The sequence below is a fragment of the Rhodospirillales bacterium genome (assembly GCA_016710335.1).
Classification (GTDB): Bacteria; Pseudomonadota; Alphaproteobacteria; order Rhodospirillales; family Defluviicoccaceae; genus JADJXQ01.
This window is the reverse complement of record JADJXQ010000015.1, coordinates 17,193-35,680: the sequence shown is the minus strand read 5'-3', so window position 1 is coordinate 35,680 and position 18,488 is coordinate 17,193. Positions and strand designations below refer to the sequence as shown.

Genomic DNA, 18,488 nt, shown 5'->3' with positions numbered 1-18,488 from the left:
GCAGAGACCAGGGACGTGGAATTTCGCATTGCAGATACATTTGCCGACAGCCTGACCAAACTGACCGGCTTCAGGAACAGAAGGCCGTAAAGACGACAGCCTTTGATCTGCAACTCAATCCTGCCAATCCAGGATGCAGTTCCATAAGCTGGACCGTGCCAAGGACCCCAATTTCTGGTCCATCCGAGTCGGTCGAGACATCCGCATCATCGTCCATAAAACCAATGCCAGCCTGATGCTGTGCTACGTCGATCATCACGACGATGCCTACCACTGGGCTGAGCGCCGCAAGATCGAAACCCACTCCAAAACCGGTGCTGCCCAGCTTGTCGAGGTTCGCGAGCGCGTCGAGGAGATCACAACCTTCCAGCCGGAAGAAATGCCGGAGCCTGCGACTCCAAAGCCACTATTGTTCGACGGGGTGTCGGACGACGAGCTCTTGACCTACGGCGTTCCCGCCGAATGGCTGGAGGACGTTCAGGCGGCGACCGAGGACACGTTGTTCGAGCTTGCCGATCATCTGCCGCAGGAGGCCGCTGAAGCTCTTCTGGATCTGGCAACCGGTGTAAAGCCATCTGTTCCGACCGTAGCGCCGCCTGCTGCTGATCCATTCGCGCACCCGGATGCGCAGCGGCGCTTTCGCGTTCTCACCAATGTCGAGGAACTGGAGCGCGCGCTCGATTTCCCGGGGGAAAATGGACCGTTTTCCCGCATCCGGCACAGCGCGCCTCTGGCGTGGAGCGGGACTATAACGGCCCTGCGCGGATTTCCGGGTCCGCGGGCACCGGGAAGACGATTGTGGCCCTGCACCGGGCCGTTTTTCTGGCAAGGCAGCACCCGGATGCCCGCATCCTTCTGACGACGTTTTCCACAGCCCTTGCCAACGTGCTGAAGACCAAGCTGAACCGGCTTGTCGGAAACGAGCCCCAACTGATCCAGAGGATATCGGTCTATCCGATCCTCGGTGTCGGTTTTGAGATGTACAGTAAGCATTTTGGCGAGCCGAAGATTGCTTCACCGGAGTTGATCCGTTCACTTCTAAGCGGGGCGGCGGGGAAAGTCAGCGGTCACCGTTTTTCGGCGCAGTTTCTTTTCACCGAATGGTCCGAAATCGTTGACGCTTGGCAGCTCAAGGGCTGGGACGAATACCGGAAGTTGCGCGCCTTGGCCGCAAGACCCGGATTGGCGGCAAGCAGCGCGAGGTGCTCTGGTCCATCTTTGAGAACGTGCGCGCCGCCTTGGATAAACCAAGGGCTGATGACCTGGCCGATGTGTTCGGGCGGCTGGCGGCACATCTTGAAAGCGGAGGCAAAGCCCCGTTCGATTTTGCAGTTGTGGACGAAGCGCAGGACATGGGTGTTGCACCGATGAGGTTTCTTGCTGCGCTGGGCTCCCATCGGCCAGGCAGCCTCTTCTTCTCCGGCGATCTCGGGCAGCGTATTTTCCAGGCTCCGTTCTCCTGGAAAGCGCTTGGCGTCGATGTTCGCGGACGATCGCACACGCTACGGATCAACTACCGCACTTCCCATCAGATCCGCTCGCATGCCGATCGCCTACTACCGCTATCGCTCGCCGACGTTGACGGTGTCGTGGAGAGCCGGAAAGGGACCGTATCGGTCTTCAACGGGCCAACCCCTACCATCGCTGTTTTCGAAGATGTGCTTGAGGAAACATCTGCGGTTGGCAGGTGGATTGCGCAGCGACTGCATGAGGGATGCCTGCCCCACGAAATCGGCGTATTCGTTCGCTCAGACAACCAGCTGGATAGGGCAAAGGCGGCAGTCGGAAGTGCGAAAGCCAAGTTCGTTTTGCTTGGCGACGACGTGGAGACAACGGCCAGCAAGGTCTCCATAAGCACGATGCATTTTGCCAAAGGGCTTGAGTTCCGGGCCGTCGCCGTCATGGGTTGTGATGACGAAGTGCTGCCCCTGCAGGAACGCATCGAGACGGTCTCCGACGAATCCGACCTAGAAGAGGTCTACAACACTGAGCGCCACCTCCTTTACGTCGCGTGTACGCGCGCCCGCGACCAACTCCTCATTTCCGGGGTCGATCCGGCCTCGGAATTCCTTGGCGACTTCTCCGATACCGAGAGTGGGCGTTGAGCGTGAAGCGAGCAACTGGTTCACGCTGGTTTCGGATCGCACTTTTCGAACCCTGTTGCTTTCGCTACCCACTCGCGCATCCGCGAATTGGTCACCAGCTCGGTGCTCCGCAAGCCATTGATCTCGAACAAACCTGCTGGTGACTTTTGGGCGCAGTCACCAGCTTTCAGAGAAACCGGCCAAAGAGAGAACGAAATCGCGTTGCCGCACAAGGCCACGGTCACCGACCGCGCTGGCAAATCCCCTTTGAAACAACGCGTTTCTCTGCTCCTGGTCAGGCGGAGAGACCGTTTCGTGCGTAGGAACTGGCGGAGGGGGTGGGATTCGAACCCACGGTACGCATCAAGCGTACAACGGTTTTCAAGACCGCCGCATTCGACCGCTCTGCCACCCCTCCGGTGCACACCTCCGATGTTGCGAGCGAACGGTTGTTCGTGCTTGGCTGCAGGCTCGAAAAAACTTCGAGCGCCGTCAAGAAAGTATCTACAGCGGATCACCAACGAGGTGTTCTTTATTGTTCGCCCGCGTCGCATGACGCATCTATTAACGAACGTTGGGTGCTCGCTCCCGGCGCTTGGGAGGGCTTATCGGCCGAGCAAAAGACCGGCAACATCGGTCGGCGGGCTGAACTGCAGCGCGCAAATAGCACTTTTTTTCGACTGTGGCTAAAAGAACTAGCTCCGGTCGCGCATTGAAGCGTGAGATGCCCAATGGATCAGAAAAGTATCCTGATAATCGATGACGAGCCCAAGTTCGCGACCTTCGTCGGGCGCGTGGCTGCACCGCTCGGATACCACGTCGAAGTGACCACCCACGGTCGCGCGTTCCAGGCCGCCTTTCGTCTACAAAAGCCCGACTTCGTGGTGATCGACATGGTCATGCCGGAGATCGATGGCAATGAGCTGATCCTGTGGCTGGTGGAACAGGGGTACCGGGGCGATCTGGTCATCATCACCGGCTACAGCCCCGACTATGCCGTGAATGCGCGCTTGCTGGCGGAATACAAGGGGCTGCGCTCGGTCCGCACCCTCAGCAAGCCGGTGAGCGTGGGCCGGCTGCGTGAGGCGCTCAGCGCGCCGTTGGGGGCGGCCGGGGGTTCCGATCTGGAAACAGGTCCACCAGGGGCTCATGTCGGCGACGACTCCCAGTCTCTCTGAACCCCCAGCGAGACGGGCCAGCCCCGAGGCTCGAAGCGGCCGGCGGTCAGCGTGGACGACCGCCTGAATGCAACTGCACGTGCCTTCGCCCACGTCCTGCGGTATGCTCGGGAACGCGAAAGTGCGGTGCAAGTCCGGGGCTTGATCGTGACCGAGAAGGTGTTGTCCTTGTTGCTGGAGCAGATGGTGCAGATCATCTCCGCGCACGCCATTCAGGCGCGCGAACATCTCGGCAAGGACACGATCGACGAAAAGGTGCTAGGCGCGATGGCGCGGGTTCCGCGCCACCATTACGTGCCACCGGAAATCGCCGCCTATGCCTATGCCGACCAGCCGCTGCCGATCGGCTGCGACAAGACCATTTCGCAGCCGTTCATCGTCGCCCTGATGACGGATCTGCTCGACGTTGAACCGACGAACACGGTTCTGGAGGTCGGCACGGGACTCGGCTACCACACGGCGGTCCTGGCGGAGCTGGCCGCCGCAGTCTACAGCATCGAGATACAGGAAGACTTGGCAGCACAAGCGAGGAAACGGTTGGCCGCACACGGCCATGCCCATGTCCACACCCGCATCGGCAACGGTCATTTCGGTTGGCCGGAACACGCGCCGTACGATCGGATCCTGGTGTGCGCGGCGAGCGATCTGGTGCCGGGCACCCTGCTCGGCCAGCTCAAGCGGGGCGGGCGCATGGTCGTGCCTACCGGGCTTCCAGAGTCCCAGCACCTCACGCTGGTTCAAAAAAACTCTGAGGGGAAGGTCGCGGTGACGGAGATCCTGCCGGTCCGCTTTGCACTGATGGAGGCCGCCGACTGACCGGCAGAGCCGCGGCTCCGGTCCATGGGGGGCACGCCGCGGCAAAATCGGATGTTGGCGCGAACCATGTTTTTCCCGGCGTCCAAGTTGTTCTGGCTGGTGGCTCAGCCAGGCAATCTCCTCGCCATCCTGCTCGGCATCGGCGCGGCGCTGCTTTGGACCCGGTGGCGCTCGGCCGCGCGCCTTGTCGTCACGGCCGTCGCCATCGTCCTGGGGGTCGTGACGACGTTGCCGATCGGAGAGTGGCTGTTGTCGCCGTTGGAGGAGCACATCGCGCGTCCGATGGTGCTGCCGGAGCACGCTGACGGCATCGTCGTTCTCGGCGGCGCCGTCGATGCCCGCCTCACCGAGACCCGCGGCGAACTCCACCTCAGGGACAGCGGCGAGCGAATCGTCGCCGGGTTGCAGCTTGCGCGGCGCTATCCGAACGCCAGAATCCTGTTCAGCGGCGGTATCCCCGGACTGCTCGCGGGCCGGAGCGCGCACCAGGCGCGCTGGTTATCCGCGCTGCTGCACGATGCAGGCATTTCCCCCGATCGCGTGATCTATGAAGACAACTCACGAAACACTTTCGAGAACGCGGTATTCGGCAAACGGGCTGTTGATCCGGAACCCGCTGAAACGTGGCTCCTGGTCACCTCGGCATCGCACATGCCGCGCGCCTTGGGGTGCTTCCGGAACGTAGGCTGGGCAGTTGTTCCCTATCCGGTCGACTACCAGACCCAACCTGACCCCGACTGGACGCCGCAGGACATCAGCCTCCTCAATGGCTTGGCGTTGGCGACCACAGCCGCTCGGGAGTGGACGGGGCTTGTGATGTACAGGCTTTCGGGCAAGACGCCGTCGCTGTTGCCCGATACGGACGGATCCGATCGCGCTCGAGGAGGGAGTTGACAAACAGCCGCGAATCGGCGACTGGCGAAACGTGGGGCACGATGTGGCGGTGCGAAGTTTGTCGAGGACAATGAGAGGGTTGAGTGTCGCGCTGCGGGCTTGGCGGTCGGTTCTGTACGTGCCGTTCGCCGTCATGCTGGCCATGCTGGTGTCGGCTACGGCTGCACCGGCAGCGCCCGACGATGATTTCCAACAATGGGTGGACAGCTTGCGCGCAGAGGCAATGGCGCAGGGCGTTCGCGCCGTGACCTTCGACGCAGCATTTGCCGGCGTAAGGCCGATTGCGAGCGTCGTGGAGCTGGACCGGCGGCAGCCCGAGTTCACGCAGACTTTCTGGAGCTATCTGGACAAGCGGGTGACGCCGTCGCGCGTCGCCCGCGGCCAGGAGATGCTGGCGCGTCATCGCGAGGTGCTCGAGGCGGTGAGCCGTCGATACGGCGTCCAGCCCCGCTTCCTTGTGGCGTTCTGGGGCTTGGAAACCAACTACGGCGATAACACCGGAAACCATTCCTTGATCGCCGCACTTGCGACCCTTGCCTACGACACGCGCCGCAGTGACTTCTTCCGCGAACAACTGCTCGCTGCCCTGGAGTTGATGGATCGGGGCGATGTGCCGGTCGACGCCACCGGCTCCTGGGCGGGCGCCCTCGGCCACCCGCAGTTCATGCCGACCAGCTATCGTGCATACGCCGTGGACTTCGATGGCGACGGTCGGCGCGACCTGTGGAACAGCGTGGCGGATGTTTTCGCATCTGCAGCAAACTTTCTGGCTGCCGCAGGCTGGCGCGACGATCAGACGTGGGGGCGGGAAGTACGGCTCCCGTCCGGTTTCGATTACGCGCAGTCCGGGCTCGACATCGTCAAGCCGCTCGCGGACTGGCAGCGCCTTGGGGTGCGGAAGGCCGGCGGCGGCGACCTGCCCACGGTCGACATCGAGGGCTCTGTCATTTTGCCCGGCGGGGCGGCCGGCGCTCCGGCCTTCATCGTCTACAGCAACTTCAATTCCATCATGGCGTGGAATCGGTCTATTCTCTATGCGGTGTCGGTCGGGCACCTGTCCGACCGGCTGGTCGGCAAGCCGCCCCTCCAGGCCGCGCGCCCGGCCGCCGAAGTTCCGCTGTCGCGCGACGAGGTGATGGAGATGCAGAAACTCCTGGGCCGGCTCGGCCTCGAGACCGGTGCAGCGGACGGTATCGTTGGCCCCGCGACACGGCAAGCAGTTCGCGCCTATCAGGCAGAGGCGGCGTTGCCGGCCGACGGTTATCCCACCGCCGATTTACTCGATCGGCTGCGCGCGGCGCCGCCGCGATGAGAGCCGCTGTCGCTATCATGGTGTTGACCATGGCCGCACTGTCTGCCAGTGGGTGCGGCGAGACGAAAACCGCCCCGGAGCCCCGCGGCCGTTTCAAGGTTGGCAAGCCCTACGAGGTCTCTGGCAAGTGGTATCATCCGAGGGTCGACTACGGCTATGACGAGGTGGGGATCGCGTCCTGGTACGGCCCCGGTTTCGACGGCAAGATGACGGCCAATGGCGAAACTTATGACATGAACGGCTTGACCGCCGCACATCCCACCTTGCCGTTGCCCAGCGTCGTGCAGGTGACGAACCTGGAAAATGGACGCAGCCTGAAGCTGACGATCAACGACCGCGGTCCGTTCGCCTATGACCGCATCATCGACGTGTCGCGGCGGGGCGCACAGCTACTCGGTTTCATGCGTCAGGGCACGGCGCGCGTGCGGGTCCAGGTCGTTGCCGATGAAACTCGGGAACTGCATGCGCGGCTGGTCGGTCATCCCGTCGCCGTCACGCCACCTGTGGAGTTGGTCGCCAAGGCTGACGCGTCGGCACTCGCCACCCGGGCGTTGAACACAGAGCAGTTGGTCGGCTATCGCCGCGCGTCGCCGGCGGAGCAGATCTTTGCCGGTTTGGATACAGCACCGCCGACGCAACGCCTGCCGGCGCAACCGACGGCGGCTTCAGATGACGCCGGGTCGCCCGGCTATTACGTGCAGGCTGGCGCGTACGCCCATCGCGCCAACGCAGAGCAGGTCGTCGCGCAATTGAATGGCCTCGGATCCGCGCGGATCAGCACGGTGCAGCAGGACGGCGGCGCCCTGCATCGGGTGCGGCTCGGTCCCGTTCCTACGGCCGAACAGGCTGACCAGCTGCTCGATGCGGCCATCGACAATGGCTTTGTGCGGTCCAGGGTGGTGCTCGAGTGAGATCAGTTCTCGCTTGAGTTGACGAAGCCGCCGAATTACCTTGAGCTCTTCGTATTCCATAGCCGAAGGGACAACCATGGCGGTTCTGCGTTTTGGCCATGCCTGTTATCGCGGCCTGGTGCTCGTTCTAGCCCTGGCATCTACGGTCGCCGTCTCCACACCGGCCGTAGCGGCGTTCGAAACCGAAGCCAGGCAGGCGCTCCTCCTCGACATCAACACCGGCTCCGTGCTGTTCGAGAAGAACTCCGACGAGCTGATGCCGCCCGCTTCGATGAGCAAGATGATGACCGTTCACATGGTCTTCGAGCGGTTGAAGGAAGGGAAACTGAAAACGGACGACGCATTCATCGTCAGCGAGAACGCTTGGCGGAAAGGCGGTGCCAAGAGTGGCGGCTCGACCATGTTTCTCAACATCGGCGAGGAAGTGACGGTCGATGACCTGTTGCACGGCATCATCGTGCAGTCCGGAAACGATGCCTGCATCGTCGTTGCCGAAGGGTTGGCGGGCAGCGAAGCGGCGTTTGCCGAGCGCATGACCCAGCGCGCCCGTGAACTCGGTCTGAAGAACAGCACCTTCACCAACGCGACGGGATGGCCCGACCCCAACCATATGACGACGGCATGGGATCTGGCTTTGCTCGCGAAGGCCACCATCGAGCAGTTTCCCGAACTCTACAAGCTCTACTCGGTCAAGGAATTCACCCACAACGGTATCCGCCAGGGCAACCGCAATCCGCTCCTGTACAAGAACATGGGCGCCGACGGCTTGAAGACCGGCCACACCGAGGCGTCGGGCTACGGCTTGACGGCGTCGGCGCAGCAAGGGGAGCGGCGCCTCATTCTGGTGCTGAACGGGCTGCCCAGCATCAAGGCCCGCACCGAAGAAGCGGACCGCATCATGTCGTGGGGGTTCCGCGAATTCGGCAACCACAAGCTCGCTGAGGCCGGCGACGCTCTCGCTGAAGCCGACGTGTGGCTCGGGACGGACGACACTGTGCCGCTGACCGTCGCCAAGGACCTCGTCATCACCATGCCGCGGAACTCGCGCAAGGACATGACCGCCACCGTTCGCTACAAAGCTCCGGTGCCGGCGCCGATTGCGGCGGGCGAAGAAATCGCGGTGCTGACCATCACCGCGCCGGACATGGTCCCGGCCGAGATTCCGCTGGTGGCGGCGGCCTCGGTGGACCAGGCCGGGATGTTCGGGCGCCTGTTTTCGCGGGTGAAGCAGGCGGCGCTGGCGCAGACGAACTGACGCGCCGGAATGAAGCACGGGTTTTTTACGACATTCGAGGGCGTCGAGGGGTCCGGCAAGTCCACGCAGATTCGCTGTCTGGCGGCGACCGGGGAGGGGGCCGGGGTTCGGGTCAGGCTGACCCGTGAACCGGGTGGTAGTGCCGTGGCGGAGCGCATCCGTGACCTGCTGCTGCATCCGCCGGGAGACGGCAACTCGGCAATGGGCGAGGCCCTCCTGCACTACGCGGCGCGACGCGACCATCTTGATCACGTTATCCTTCCGGCACTCCGGGCGGGACAGTGGGTGATCTGCGACCGCTACGCCGATTCGACGATGGCGTACCAGGGGCACGGCTTCAACCTCGGCGCCGCAACAGTCGCCGCGCTGCACGATCTGGTGATCGGCGCGTTTGCGCCTGATCTGACGATCATCCTGGACCTGCCTGTGGAGATCGGCCTTGCGCGCGCCAGGGCCCGCTCTCCGGCGGGGGACCGTTACGAGCGGCTCGATGTCGCCTTCCATCAGCGGGTGCGCGACGCCTTCCTCGACATCGCTCGCGCCGAGCCGGAGCGGTGCATCGTCATCGACGCGGAGCCGGCGCCGGAGATCGTGGCGGCGGCGGTGCGCCATGCCGTCGCGCCGCGGCTGGGAGTATCGCTGTGACGGGCACGGCGGCACGGCCCCTTCCCGTCGGGCTGGAGCCATACGGCTGGCCGCCGCCGCCGCGCGCCAACTGGCTGTTGCTCGGGCATGAAGCGGCCGAAAGCGAGATCCTCAATTGCATACACTCCGGGCGATTGCCGCACGCCTGGCTGATCTGCGGCGCCCGGGGCATCGGCAAGGCGACACTGGCATTCCGATTCGCGCGGTACCTGCTCGCCGGAAGCGGGGCAGGGGAGTCTGCCGCTTCCGCCCTGCCGGGAGAGGGTTTGCTACGGGAGGTGGATCAACGGGCGTCGGAGCCGATGGATGGCCTCGCCATCGCTCCTGATCGCCCTCTGTTCCATCGTGTCGCCAGCGGCGGGCACGCGGACCTGTTTACTGTCGAGCGCCGCATCAACGAGAAGACCGGGCGCCTGCGTTCGGAGATCGTCGTCGAGGACGTGCGCAGCGTTGTGGCGTTCCTCGCTCACACGGCGGCGGAAGGCGGTTGGCGTGCCGTGGTCGTCGACGCTGCCGAGAACTTGAACCGCAGCGCCGCCAATGCGCTCCTCAAGGTGCTGGAGGAACCGCCGCCGCAGACGGTGTTGCTGCTCGTAAGCCATAATCCGGGATGTCTGCTGCCGACCATTCGGTCCCGTTGCCGGCGGCTGCTCCTGAAAGCCCCCGCCGTGTCAGTAGGAAGTGACCTCTTGGCCCGGTACCGGCCCGACCTGCACCCCGATCAGGCGCATGCATTGCTCAAGCTGGCGGACGACAGCATCGGGATCGCACTTGCGTTGGCCGACGCGGACGGGCTGGCGGTGCGCGACGACGTGGTGGGCGCTTTCGCGGCTTTGCCGAAACTGGACATGACGGCGCTCGGCCGCCTCGGCGATCGCGTCACTCGCGCCGGCTTGGAAGACTCCTTCCCCGTCGTGAAGGACGTGTTCGCCCGCCTGCTTTCGCGCATCGTGCGTGCGGCGGCGCTGGCGGGCTCCGGCGCGGAGCCCGCCATGGGCGTGGCCGAAGACCAGGACATCGTTGACCGGCTGGCCGCTCGGGCGAGCCTTGATCGCTGGCTTGAGGTATGGGACAACACCAGCGGCTTGCTGGCACGGGTCGAGGGCGCCAACCTTGATCGCAGGCAAGTCATTTTGGATCTGTTCCTCACCCTTCGCAGCGCCGTTCGCTCCTGACCGACCGGCCGACCTGTGCCTGTCGCGGGCTGCCTCTGGAAGGAAAGCTGTCATGGCCGCGCGGACGACCTTTTACATCACCACGCCGATCTACTACGTCAACGACGTGCCGCACATCGGCCACATGTACACGACCCTGGCCTGCGATGTTTTGGCGCGCTTCAAGCGGCTGGACGGCTACGACGTCAAGTTCCTGACAGGCACCGACGAGCACGGTCAGAAGGTGGACAAGGCGGCGCGGGCGGCGGGCCTTGATCCCCAGGCGTTCACCGACAAGGTCTCCCGCAATTTCCGGGACTTGGCCGAAGCCATGAACTTCTCCCACGACGACTTCATCCGCACCACGGAGGAGCGGCACTTCCGAGCCTGCCAAGCCTTGTGGACGCGGCTTGCCGAGCGCGGCCACATCTATTCCGGAAGCTATTCCGGCTGGTACGCCGTGCGGGACGAGGCATTCTACTCAGAAAGCGAATTGACCCCCGGACCGGACGCCGAAAAACTGGCTCCGTCGGGCGCGCCGGTGGAGTGGGTGGAGGAACCGAGCTATTTTTTCCGCCTGTCGGACTGGCAGGAGCCGTTGCTGCGCTTTTATGACGAGAACCCCGAGTTCGTGTTACCGCGCAGTCGATTCAATGAGGTGGTCAGCTTTGTTCGCGGCGGACTTCAAGACCTGTCCATCTCCCGCACCACCTTCAAGTGGGGCATCCCGGTGCCGGGGGACGCCGACCACGTCATGTACGTGTGGCTGGACGCGCTCACCAATTACATCACCGGTGTCGGTTATCCCTCTACGGATCAAGGGGAATTCGCGACGTACTGGCCGGCCGACGTCCACATGGTCGGCAAGGACATTCTGCGCTTTCACGCCGTCTACTGGCCCGCCTTTCTGATGGCTGCCGGCATCGCGCCGCCGCAACGGGTGTTCGCCCATGGCTGGTGGACCGTGGAAGGTCGCAAGATGTCGAAGTCGCTCGGCAACGCCATCGATCCCATGCATCTCGTCAACACCTACGGCCTCGACCAGGTGCGCTATGTGATGCTGCGCGAGGTTCCATTCGGGAACGATGGCGACTTTTCACACACGGCCGTCGTGAACCGTATCAACGGTGATTTAGCCAACGATCTCGGCAACCTGTGCCAACGCGTTCTGTCGATGGTTGCGAAGAACTGCGGAGCGGCGGTGCCGACGCCGAGCGGGTTCAGCGCCTCGGACGAGGAGATGCTCGCGGCGGCGCACAGCCTCCTGCCGGCTCTTCGTGCGGCTTATGATGCCCAGGCGTTTCATGAAGCGATCGATAGGCTTTGGAGCGTCATCCGTGCCGCCAACGGCTATGTGGATCGCCAAGCGCCGTGGGCGCTGCGCAAGACGGACCCGCGGCGCATGGAGACGGTGCTCTACGTTCTCGCCGAGGCGATCCGCCATATCGCCATCCTTCTGCAACCCATCGTCCCAGACGCGGCGCAAGCCATACTGGATCAACTGGCGGTTAGCCCAAGCCATCGCAGCTTCAAGCATCTGGGGCCTGATCATGCTTTGGTCGCCGGAATGGCGCTGCCGAAACCTGAGGCCGTTTTCCCGCGCTACGTGCTCGATGCAGGAGCGGGACAGGGGTGAGATGACAGCGATGCGCCTGGTCGACAGCCATTGCCACCTGGACTTCCCCGATTTCCGCGACGATCTCGATGCGGTGATGGCGCGGGCGCGGGAAGCGGGCGTCGAAACGATACTGACCATCTGCACGCACATCACGCGTTTCCCGCAGGTGCTGGCAGTGGCCGAGCGATACGACAACGTGTTCTGCACTGTCGGCATCCATCCCCACGAGGCGGCGCGGGAGCCGGAGGTGACCGCCGAACGCCTGGTCGATCTGTCGTCGCATCCAAAAGTGGTCGGCTTCGGGGAAACTGGCCTCGACTTTTACTACCAGCATAGCCCGCGGGAGGACCAGGAAAGGTCCTTCCGGGTCCACATTGCGGCGGCCCGCGAGGCCGGACTGCCGGTGGTCATCCATACCCGTGCCGCCGACGCCGATACCGCGCGCGTACTCACCGAGGAGCAGGCTGCCGGACCGTTTGCCGGCGTGCTGCATTGCTTCAGTGCGACGAGGGAACTCGCTGATCATGCTGTGAACATGGGCCTCTATGTGTCGTTCTCCGGCATTGTCACGTTCAAGAAGGCGCTAGCACTGGGAGAGGTGGCGGCAGCGTTGCCGCAGGAGCGACTTCTGGTCGAGACGGATGCGCCGTATCTGGCTCCGACTCCGCACCGCGGCGGGCGCAATGAACCAGCTTTGGTTTCATTCACTGCGACCCACATTGCGAACCTGCGAGGTGTCGACGATGAAGCATTTGCAGCCGCAACGACCGCGAATTTCTTCACTCTGTTCAGCAAGGCAGTACGGTAACCGACCAAAGGCTTTTTGCTCCCGTGCAGGAGTTATTTTCCATAATATGTCTTATGGCATTCACGTCAGCGTGCTTTCAGCGGGCAACCGGCCGTCCGAACGGCACGATCTTGTTGTGGATGTCGTGACCGATGTCGGCACGCCCGAGATACGGGATTCCGGATCGCCGGCACCAAAATTGAGCCATGTCTTCGGTTGACTCGCAAAAGTCGGGCGTGTTCGCCGGGATGTCACTGCAGCGGCCGAGACGAATGCCGGCGCAGCGGCGGATGCCGAGGTTTCCGGTGATGTGGAACAGCATGCGATCGATGCGATAGAGCGGCTCGGCCACCTCCTCCAGCAAGAGAACGTGACCGCTGAGGTCCGGTTGCAGCGCGGTGCCCAGCATATGGCAGAGCGTCGCCATGTTGAACGCCGCGGTGTGGACATGTCCGGAAATGCCGGGTTCGAGTGTAGCGGGATCACCTTCAGTAAGCCATGCGAGTGCGCGGCGGATCGCCGCGTCGCCGCCGATGCGCGCCACGTCGCCGGGCATCGGTCCGTGCGCGACGATGCCGAAACTGCGGCCGTACAACGCCGCCAGAAGCACGCCGGCATCGCTGTAGCCGAGGTAGCGCTTGCGCCGCGCCGGCGCCTCCATGCCGGCAAGCACCGCCTCGGCGATGCGGCAGGCGCCGTAGCCGCCGCGCGCGAACCACACCGCGTCGAACCGGTCGTCGTTGGCGATGTCGAGGCAAGCCTGCACCCGCACCTCGTCGGGCCCGGCGAAGTGACCGGAGGTCAGGAAGCACTGGGGATGGAACGCGATATGGACGGCGCCCTCCGGATAATGCGCCGCGACAAGGTCAGAGACGCGCGCGGCGACGGATCGGTCGATCGGCGACCCAGGCGCCATGACCCCGATCGTGATCCCGCCTGCTCGCCCCACCCTGATCCGTCTCCTCTGTGCTTTTCGGCGCCCATGGGCCGCTGTAGAACGTCACCTGATGACGCACCCTGAAAACTACTTCTTTTGCGGCATCGGTGGCAGCGGCATGTTGCCGCTGGCGCTGATCCTTCGCGCCCATGGCCACGCGGTCGCAGGATCGGACCGCATGCTGGACCAGGGCTTGACGGGGCGGAAGTTCGACTTCCTCCGCGACCGCGGCATCCGTCTGCACCCGCAGGACGGCAGCGGCATGACGCGCCCTGATCAGGTGCTGGTGATTTCGGCCGCCGTCGAGGACACCGTGCCGGATGTCGTCGCCGCCCGCCGGTTAGGTGCGCCGATCACGACACGGGCAGCACTCCTCGCTCGGCTGTTCAACGCGGCGCCGCACAGCATCGGCGTCGCCGGCACCAGTGGCAAATCCACCACCACTGCCATGATCGGCTGGATCCTGCACTGCACGGGAAGGGCGCCGACCATCGTCAACGGCGCCGTCATGAAGAACTTCGCCACGGCCGGATATCCCTTCGCCAACGCAGTTGTCGGGGATGGCGAGGTCTTCGTCAGCGAAGTGGACGAAAGCGACGGCTCGATCGCCCTCTACACGCCGCACGTCGCGGTCATCAACAACATTGCCCTCGACCACAAGCCGCTAGAAGAACTGCGGTCGCTGTTCCGCGGTTTCGCCGCCGCTGCCGTGACCGCCGTGCTCAACCTCGACAATTCCGAGACGACCGCACTGGCCCTGACCCGACCGGGCGGCCGGATGCGCACCTTCAGCCTCGGCATCGTCACGGCCGACCTGCATGCGACAGCATTGACGCACGCTCTGGACTCAACCGCGTTCACCGTTGCGGAAGCGGGTGGCCTTACCGCCGAGGTGCGCCTGCCGGTACCGGGCGCCCATAACGTTGCGAACGCTCTCGGCGCCTTGGCGGCAGTGCGCGCCGTTGGTGTGCCGCTATTGGATGCAGCGAACGCCTTGGAAGGCTTTGCCGGGCTGCAGCGGCGGCTCGACATCGTGGGCACCGAGGCCGGCGTCACCGTGATCGACGACTTCGCCCACAACCCGGACAAGATCGCCGCCACCCTCGCCGCTCTCCACGTCTTCCACGGCCGGCTGCTGGTGATGTTTCAGCCGCACGGCTTCGGGCCGTTGCGGCTGATGAAGGACGGGTTCGTGGACACCTTCGCGCGGTTTCTCGATCCCGACGACGTGCTGATCATGCCGGACCCGGTCTACTACGGCGGCACCGTCGATCGCAGCGTCGGCAGCGGGGACATCGTCGCGGGCGTCCAGGCCGGCGGGCGCACCGCCCTCGCCATCCCCGACCGCGCTCGCTGCGGCGACATGCTGATCCAACTCGCCCGCCCCGGCGATCGCATCGTCGTCATGGGCGCCCGAGACGACACGTTGTCGCAGTTCGCCACGGAACTGCTCGGCCGATTGGCGCCATCGTCATGACCCGCATTTTCATCGACGCCGACGCCTGTCCGGTGAAGGACGAAGCCATACGCGTCGCCGAGCGCCACGGGCTGCAGGTCTTCATCGTCAGCAATGGCGGCATCCGGCCGCATCCGTCGCCGCTGGTGGAGACGGTGATCGTGCCCCATGAGCCTGACGCGGCCGATCAGTGGATCGCGGCGCGCATCGGCGCCGGCGACATCTGCGTCACCCAGGACACGCCGCTGGCGGCGCGGTGTCTGGAGGCCGGAGCGGGTGCACTCCGTCCGAACGGCGATGCGTTCACCGACGCCAACGTCGGCAACGCAATGGCGATGCGCGACCTGTTGGCCGATCTACGCGCCGCCAACCCGCTGGGCGCCGCCGGTGGCCCGCGGCCGTTCGCCAAGTCGGATCGCTCGCGCTTCCTCGAAAGCCTTGAGCGGGCAGTTCAGGCCGTGGCCCGGTGACACCTACTGGTGGGCGATGGCGCGGCTGATGACGATGCGCTGAACGTCGGATGTGCCTTCGTAGATCTGCGCGACGCGTACGTCGCGGTAGATGCGCTCCACCGGGAAGTCGCTGACGTAGCCGTAGCCGCCGAAGACCTGGATGGCCGCCGAGCAGACGCGCTCTGCCATTTCAGAGGCGAACAGCTTGGCCATGGAGGCTTCCTTGAGACATGGCAGTCCCCGCTCCCGCAGGTCGGCGGCGCGGAGGATCATCAGGTGCGCGGCGTCGATCTCGGTTGCCATGTCGGCCAACCGGAACGCGATCGCCTGATGCTCGATAATCGCCTTGCCGAAGGTCTCGCGCTCCTTGGCATAGTCGACCGCCGCTTCGAACGCCGAGCGCGCCATCCCGACCGATTGCGAGGCGATGCCGATGCGCCCGCCTTCCAGGTTGGACAGGGCAATCCGATACCCCTCCCCTTCCTCGCCCAGCCGATGGTCGGCCGGCAGGCGCATGTCCTCGAAGGTGATCTGCGCGGTGTCGGACGCCCGCTGGCCCATCTTGTGCTCGACTCCGGTCACCGTGTAGCCGGGTGTGTCGGTGGGCACGATGAAAGCGCTGATGCCGCGCTTGCCGGCTTCTGGATCGGTGACTGCGAAGACAATGCCGATCTGGCCGTTCTTGCCGGAGGTGATGAACTGCTTGACGCCGTTGAGCACGTAGTGGTCGCCGTCCCGAACCGCCCGGGTGCGGATATTGGCGGCGTCCGAGCCCGCCTGGGGCTCGGTGAGGCAGAAGGCGCCGAGCAACTCGCCCCGCGCCATCGGCTTGAGGAACCGCTCCTTCTGCGCGTCGCTGCCGAACTTGAGGATCGGCATGCAGGCGACGGAATTGTGCACACTCATGATTGTGGAGCACGAGCCGTCGCCGGCGGCGATCTCCTCCAGCGCCAGGGCGTAGGCGACGTGATCGGCGCCGGCGCCGTCCCACTGTTCGGGTACCAACATCCCGAGCAGGCCGAGTTCCCCCATCTGGCGGATGGCGTCGGCGGGAAAGGTGTGGTCACGGTCCCAAGCGGCGGCGTTGGGCGCGAGTTGCTCCTGCGCAAACTCCCGCGCCATGTCACGGATCATCGTCTGTTCTTCGGTTAGAACCATGCTGTCCTCTCTCTTGATTGCCGGCCGCCGACACCATCCAGATCGTCAACAATGGTCGACACCCTGATCGTCAACGATCGTCGACACCCCGATCGTCAGTGATGGTCGGCGCTCTCCTAGCCGGATTTCTTCAAGCTCGGGAAATCCTCCTCCCAGAACTCCAACGCGCCCCGCGTGTCCTGTTGCCGCGCCGTCTCTTCGTCCTTGCGCAGCTGGACGCGGCGGATCTTGCCGGAGATGGTCTTCGGCAACTCGGCGAACTCGAGCCTGCGGATGCGTTTGTAGGGCGCCACATGGTCGCGCACGTACCGAAGAATATCCTCGGCCAGTTCCGGCCCCGGCTGATACCCGGCCGTCAATGTCACCACTGCCTTCGGCACCGCCAGACGCACCGGGTCAGGGCTCGGCACGACCGCCGCCTCGGCGACCGCGTCGTGCTCGATCAGCACGCTCTCCAGCTCGAACGGACTGATGCGGTAGTCGGACGCCTTGAACACGTCGTCGGCGCGGCCGACGTAGGTGATGTAGCCGTCAGCGTCCCACGCCGCCACGTCGCCGGTGCGGTAGTAACCACCGGCCATGACCTGCGCGGTCTTATCCGGATCGTCCTTGTAGCCCAGCATAAGGCCCATCGGGCCGGGATCGAGCTTGAGGGCGATTTCGCCCTCTTTCGCTTCGTTGCCCTCGGGATCCAGAAGGGCCACCCGGTAGCCGGGCACCGGCCGGCCCATGGAGCCGAGCTTGAGCGGCTGTCCGGGCGGGTTGCCGATCTGCAGGGTCGTCTCGGTCTGGCCGTAGCCGTCCCTGAGCTTCAATCCCCAGGCTTGCTCGACCCGTTCGATGATTTCAGGATTGAGCGGCTCGCCGGCGCCGACCACCTCTCTGAGGCTGGTCTTGTAGGACGCCATTTTCGACTGGATCAGCATGCGCCACACGGTGGGCGGCGCGCACAGCGTCGTCACACGGCAGCGGGAGATGACCTCGAGCATGTCTTCCGCGCTGAAGCGGCCGTAGTTGTAGATGAAAATCGTCGCCCCGGCGTTCCACGGCGCGAAGAAGCAGCTCCATGCATGTTTCGCCCAACCCGCCGAGCTGATGTTGAGGTGGACGTCCCCCTCGCGCAGCCCGATCCAGTACATGGTCGAGAGGTGCCCGACGGGATAGCTCTGGTGGCTGTGCTCGACGAGCTTTGGTTTGGCCGTGGTTCCGGAGGTGAAGTAGAGGAGCAGCGGATCGGTCGCCTGCGTCGGGCCGTCGGGCTCGAAACTGGCCGGCGATTCGTAGGCGGTGGCGTAGTCCACCCAGCCGTCGGGCGCGCCGCCAACGGCGATGCGGGTGTAGTCGCCGGGAATGTCGCCGAACTTGTCGGTCTCGGCGCTGCCGACGATGACATGGCGGACCGCGCCGCGGTCGAAACGGTCGAGGAGGTCGTCGCGGGTCAACAGCGTCGTCGCCGGGATGATCACGGCGCCAAGCTTGATGGCCGCCAGCATCACCTCCCACAATGGCACGACGTTGTTCAGCATCATGAGAACGCGGTCACCCCGCCCGACGCCGTGCCCGCGGAGAAAGTTCGCGGTGCGGTTGGAGCGTTCGGACATCTCCTGGTAGGAGAGCTTGCTCTCCGAACCATCCGCATTGACGACCCACAGCGCGGGTCGCTCGTTGCCGCGGGCGTAGACGTCGAAATAGTCGAGCGCCCAGTTGAACGCGGTCAGCTCCGGCCACTTGAAGTCCCGGTAGGCAGTCTCGTAGTCCTCGCGGTGACGCACCAGAAAATCGCGCGCTTGCAGGAAGGCATTCGTCTCGGTCATCTCGATCTCCTTGAACA

16 protein-coding genes, 1 tRNA gene and 1 pseudogene are annotated in these 18,488 nt (G+C 64.4%); 13 read left to right on the top strand and 5 right to left on the bottom strand.

Annotated elements, in window-relative coordinates:
- Positions 1–15 precede the first annotated feature (15 nt).
- Positions 16–2,105 (top strand): annotated as a pseudogene (locus tag IPM60_14980) (UvrD-helicase domain-containing protein).
- Between the two features lie 20 nt (positions 2,106–2,125).
- Here the strand turns inward: IPM60_14980 and IPM60_14975 are convergent.
- On the bottom strand, positions 2,126–2,329 hold the full coding sequence (locus IPM60_14975; protein MBK8909135.1) for a hypothetical protein: 204 nt from the start codon (positions 2,327–2,329) through the stop codon (positions 2,126–2,128).
- Between the two features lie 82 nt (positions 2,330–2,411).
- Positions 2,412–2,502, bottom strand: a tRNA-Ser gene (locus IPM60_14970).
- Between the two features lie 313 nt (positions 2,503–2,815).
- On the opposite strand from IPM60_14970, the gene IPM60_14965 reads away from it, so the two are divergent.
- The 10 genes from IPM60_14965 (at position 2,816) to IPM60_14920 (ending at position 12,675) form a co-directional block, all read left to right on the top strand.
- Positions 2,816–3,262 carry a response regulator gene (locus IPM60_14965; GenBank protein MBK8909134.1) on the top strand — a complete coding sequence of 149 codons (447 nt, stop codon included), beginning with the start codon at positions 2,816–2,818 and terminating at the stop codon, positions 3,260–3,262.
- Positions 3,263–3,445: 183 nt separating this feature from the next.
- Positions 3,446–4,078 carry a protein-L-isoaspartate(D-aspartate) O-methyltransferase gene (locus tag IPM60_14960; GenBank protein ID MBK8909133.1) on the top strand — a complete coding sequence of 211 codons (633 nt, stop codon included), beginning with the start codon at positions 3,446–3,448 and terminating at the stop codon, positions 4,076–4,078.
- A gap of 51 nt (positions 4,079–4,129) precedes the next feature.
- Positions 4,130–4,972 (top strand): YdcF family protein, encoded by an 843-nt coding sequence (locus tag IPM60_14955; GenBank protein ID MBK8909132.1) that lies wholly within the window; start codon positions 4,130–4,132, stop codon positions 4,970–4,972.
- Between the two features lie 79 nt (positions 4,973–5,051).
- Positions 5,052–6,284 (top strand): lytic murein transglycosylase, encoded by a 1,233-nt coding sequence (locus tag IPM60_14950; GenBank protein MBK8909131.1) that lies wholly within the window; start codon positions 5,052–5,054, stop codon positions 6,282–6,284.
- Positions 6,281–7,195, top strand: a complete 915-nt coding sequence (locus IPM60_14945; GenBank protein ID MBK8909130.1) for a septal ring lytic transglycosylase RlpA family protein — start codon at positions 6,281–6,283, stop codon at positions 7,193–7,195. The genes IPM60_14950 and IPM60_14945 overlap by 4 nt, the downstream gene beginning before the upstream one ends.
- Positions 7,196–7,271: 76 nt before the next feature.
- A complete protein-coding gene (locus tag IPM60_14940) occupies positions 7,272–8,450 on the top strand; it encodes a D-alanyl-D-alanine carboxypeptidase (protein ID MBK8909129.1) in 1,179 nt (392 codons plus the stop codon).
- 9 nt (positions 8,451–8,459) lie between these two features.
- A complete protein-coding gene (locus tag IPM60_14935; protein ID MBK8909128.1) occupies positions 8,460–9,095 on the top strand; it encodes a dTMP kinase in 636 nt (211 codons plus the stop codon).
- A 32-nt stretch (positions 9,096–9,127) separates the two neighbouring features.
- Entirely contained in the window at positions 9,128–10,270 is a 1,143-nt protein-coding gene (locus IPM60_14930) for a DNA polymerase III subunit delta' (protein ID MBK8909127.1), read from the top strand.
- A gap of 52 nt (positions 10,271–10,322) precedes the next feature.
- On the top strand, positions 10,323–11,885 hold the full coding sequence (locus tag IPM60_14925; protein MBK8909126.1) for a methionine--tRNA ligase: 1,563 nt from the start codon (positions 10,323–10,325) through the stop codon (positions 11,883–11,885).
- A gap of 1 nt (position 11,886) precedes the next feature.
- Positions 11,887–12,675, top strand: a complete 789-nt coding sequence (locus tag IPM60_14920; GenBank protein MBK8909125.1) for a TatD family hydrolase — start codon at positions 11,887–11,889, stop codon at positions 12,673–12,675.
- Positions 12,676–12,751: 76 nt separating this feature from the next.
- Here the strand turns inward: IPM60_14920 and IPM60_14915 are convergent, their stop codons facing one another.
- Positions 12,752–13,570 carry an LD-carboxypeptidase gene (locus IPM60_14915; GenBank protein MBK8909124.1) on the bottom strand — a complete coding sequence of 273 codons (819 nt, stop codon included), beginning with the start codon at positions 13,568–13,570 and terminating at the stop codon, positions 12,752–12,754.
- A gap of 91 nt (positions 13,571–13,661) precedes the next feature.
- On the opposite strand from IPM60_14915, the gene IPM60_14910 reads away from it, so the two are divergent.
- Both IPM60_14910 and IPM60_14905 read left to right on the top strand, forming a co-directional pair.
- The gene (locus IPM60_14910; GenBank protein MBK8909123.1) at positions 13,662–15,068 is read left to right on the top strand and encodes a UDP-N-acetylmuramate--alanine ligase; all 1,407 of its coding nucleotides are present in this window, start codon (positions 13,662–13,664) and stop codon (positions 15,066–15,068) included.
- A complete protein-coding gene (locus IPM60_14905) occupies positions 15,065–15,517 on the top strand; it encodes a YaiI/YqxD family protein (GenBank protein ID MBK8909122.1) in 453 nt (150 codons plus the stop codon). The genes IPM60_14910 and IPM60_14905 overlap by 4 nt, the downstream gene beginning before the upstream one ends.
- Before the next feature lie 3 nt (positions 15,518–15,520).
- On the opposite strand, the gene IPM60_14900 is transcribed toward IPM60_14905, so the two are convergent.
- Both IPM60_14900 and IPM60_14895 read right to left on the bottom strand, forming a co-directional pair.
- A complete protein-coding gene (locus tag IPM60_14900) occupies positions 15,521–16,657 on the bottom strand; it encodes an acyl-CoA dehydrogenase (GenBank protein ID MBK8909121.1) in 1,137 nt (378 codons plus the stop codon).
- A gap of 116 nt (positions 16,658–16,773) precedes the next feature.
- Entirely contained in the window at positions 16,774–18,471 is a 1,698-nt protein-coding gene (locus IPM60_14895) for an AMP-binding protein (GenBank protein ID MBK8909120.1), read from the bottom strand.
- Positions 18,472–18,488: the final 17 nt, after the last annotated feature.

Bases quoted from the DNA above. Each gene is read 5' to 3' on its own strand.
- IPM60_14965 (MBK8909134.1), top strand. From the start codon at position 2,816: ATGGATCAGAAAAGTATCCTGATAATCGATGACGAGCCCAAGTTCGCG.
- IPM60_14960 (MBK8909133.1), top strand. From the start codon at position 3,446: ATGGTGCAGATCATCTCCGCGCACGCCATTCAGGCGCGCGAACATCTC.
- IPM60_14955 (MBK8909132.1), top strand. From the start codon at position 4,130: ATGTTGGCGCGAACCATGTTTTTCCCGGCGTCCAAGTTGTTCTGGCTG.
- IPM60_14945 (MBK8909130.1), top strand. From the start codon at position 6,281: ATGAGAGCCGCTGTCGCTATCATGGTGTTGACCATGGCCGCACTGTCT.
- IPM60_14940 (MBK8909129.1), top strand. From the start codon at position 7,272: ATGGCGGTTCTGCGTTTTGGCCATGCCTGTTATCGCGGCCTGGTGCTC.
- IPM60_14935 (MBK8909128.1), top strand. From the start codon at position 8,460: ATGAAGCACGGGTTTTTTACGACATTCGAGGGCGTCGAGGGGTCCGGC.
- IPM60_14925 (MBK8909126.1), top strand. From the start codon at position 10,323: ATGGCCGCGCGGACGACCTTTTACATCACCACGCCGATCTACTACGTC.
- IPM60_14920 (MBK8909125.1), top strand. From the start codon at position 11,887: ATGACAGCGATGCGCCTGGTCGACAGCCATTGCCACCTGGACTTCCCC.
- IPM60_14915 (MBK8909124.1), bottom strand. From the start codon at position 13,570: ATGGCGCCTGGGTCGCCGATCGACCGATCCGTCGCCGCGCGCGTCTCT.
- IPM60_14910 (MBK8909123.1), top strand. From the start codon at position 13,662: ATGACGCACCCTGAAAACTACTTCTTTTGCGGCATCGGTGGCAGCGGC.
- IPM60_14905 (MBK8909122.1), top strand. From the start codon at position 15,065: ATGACCCGCATTTTCATCGACGCCGACGCCTGTCCGGTGAAGGACGAA.
- IPM60_14900 (MBK8909121.1), bottom strand. From the start codon at position 16,657: ATGGTTCTAACCGAAGAACAGACGATGATCCGTGACATGGCGCGGGAG.
- IPM60_14895 (MBK8909120.1), bottom strand. From the start codon at position 18,471: ATGACCGAGACGAATGCCTTCCTGCAAGCGCGCGATTTTCTGGTGCGT.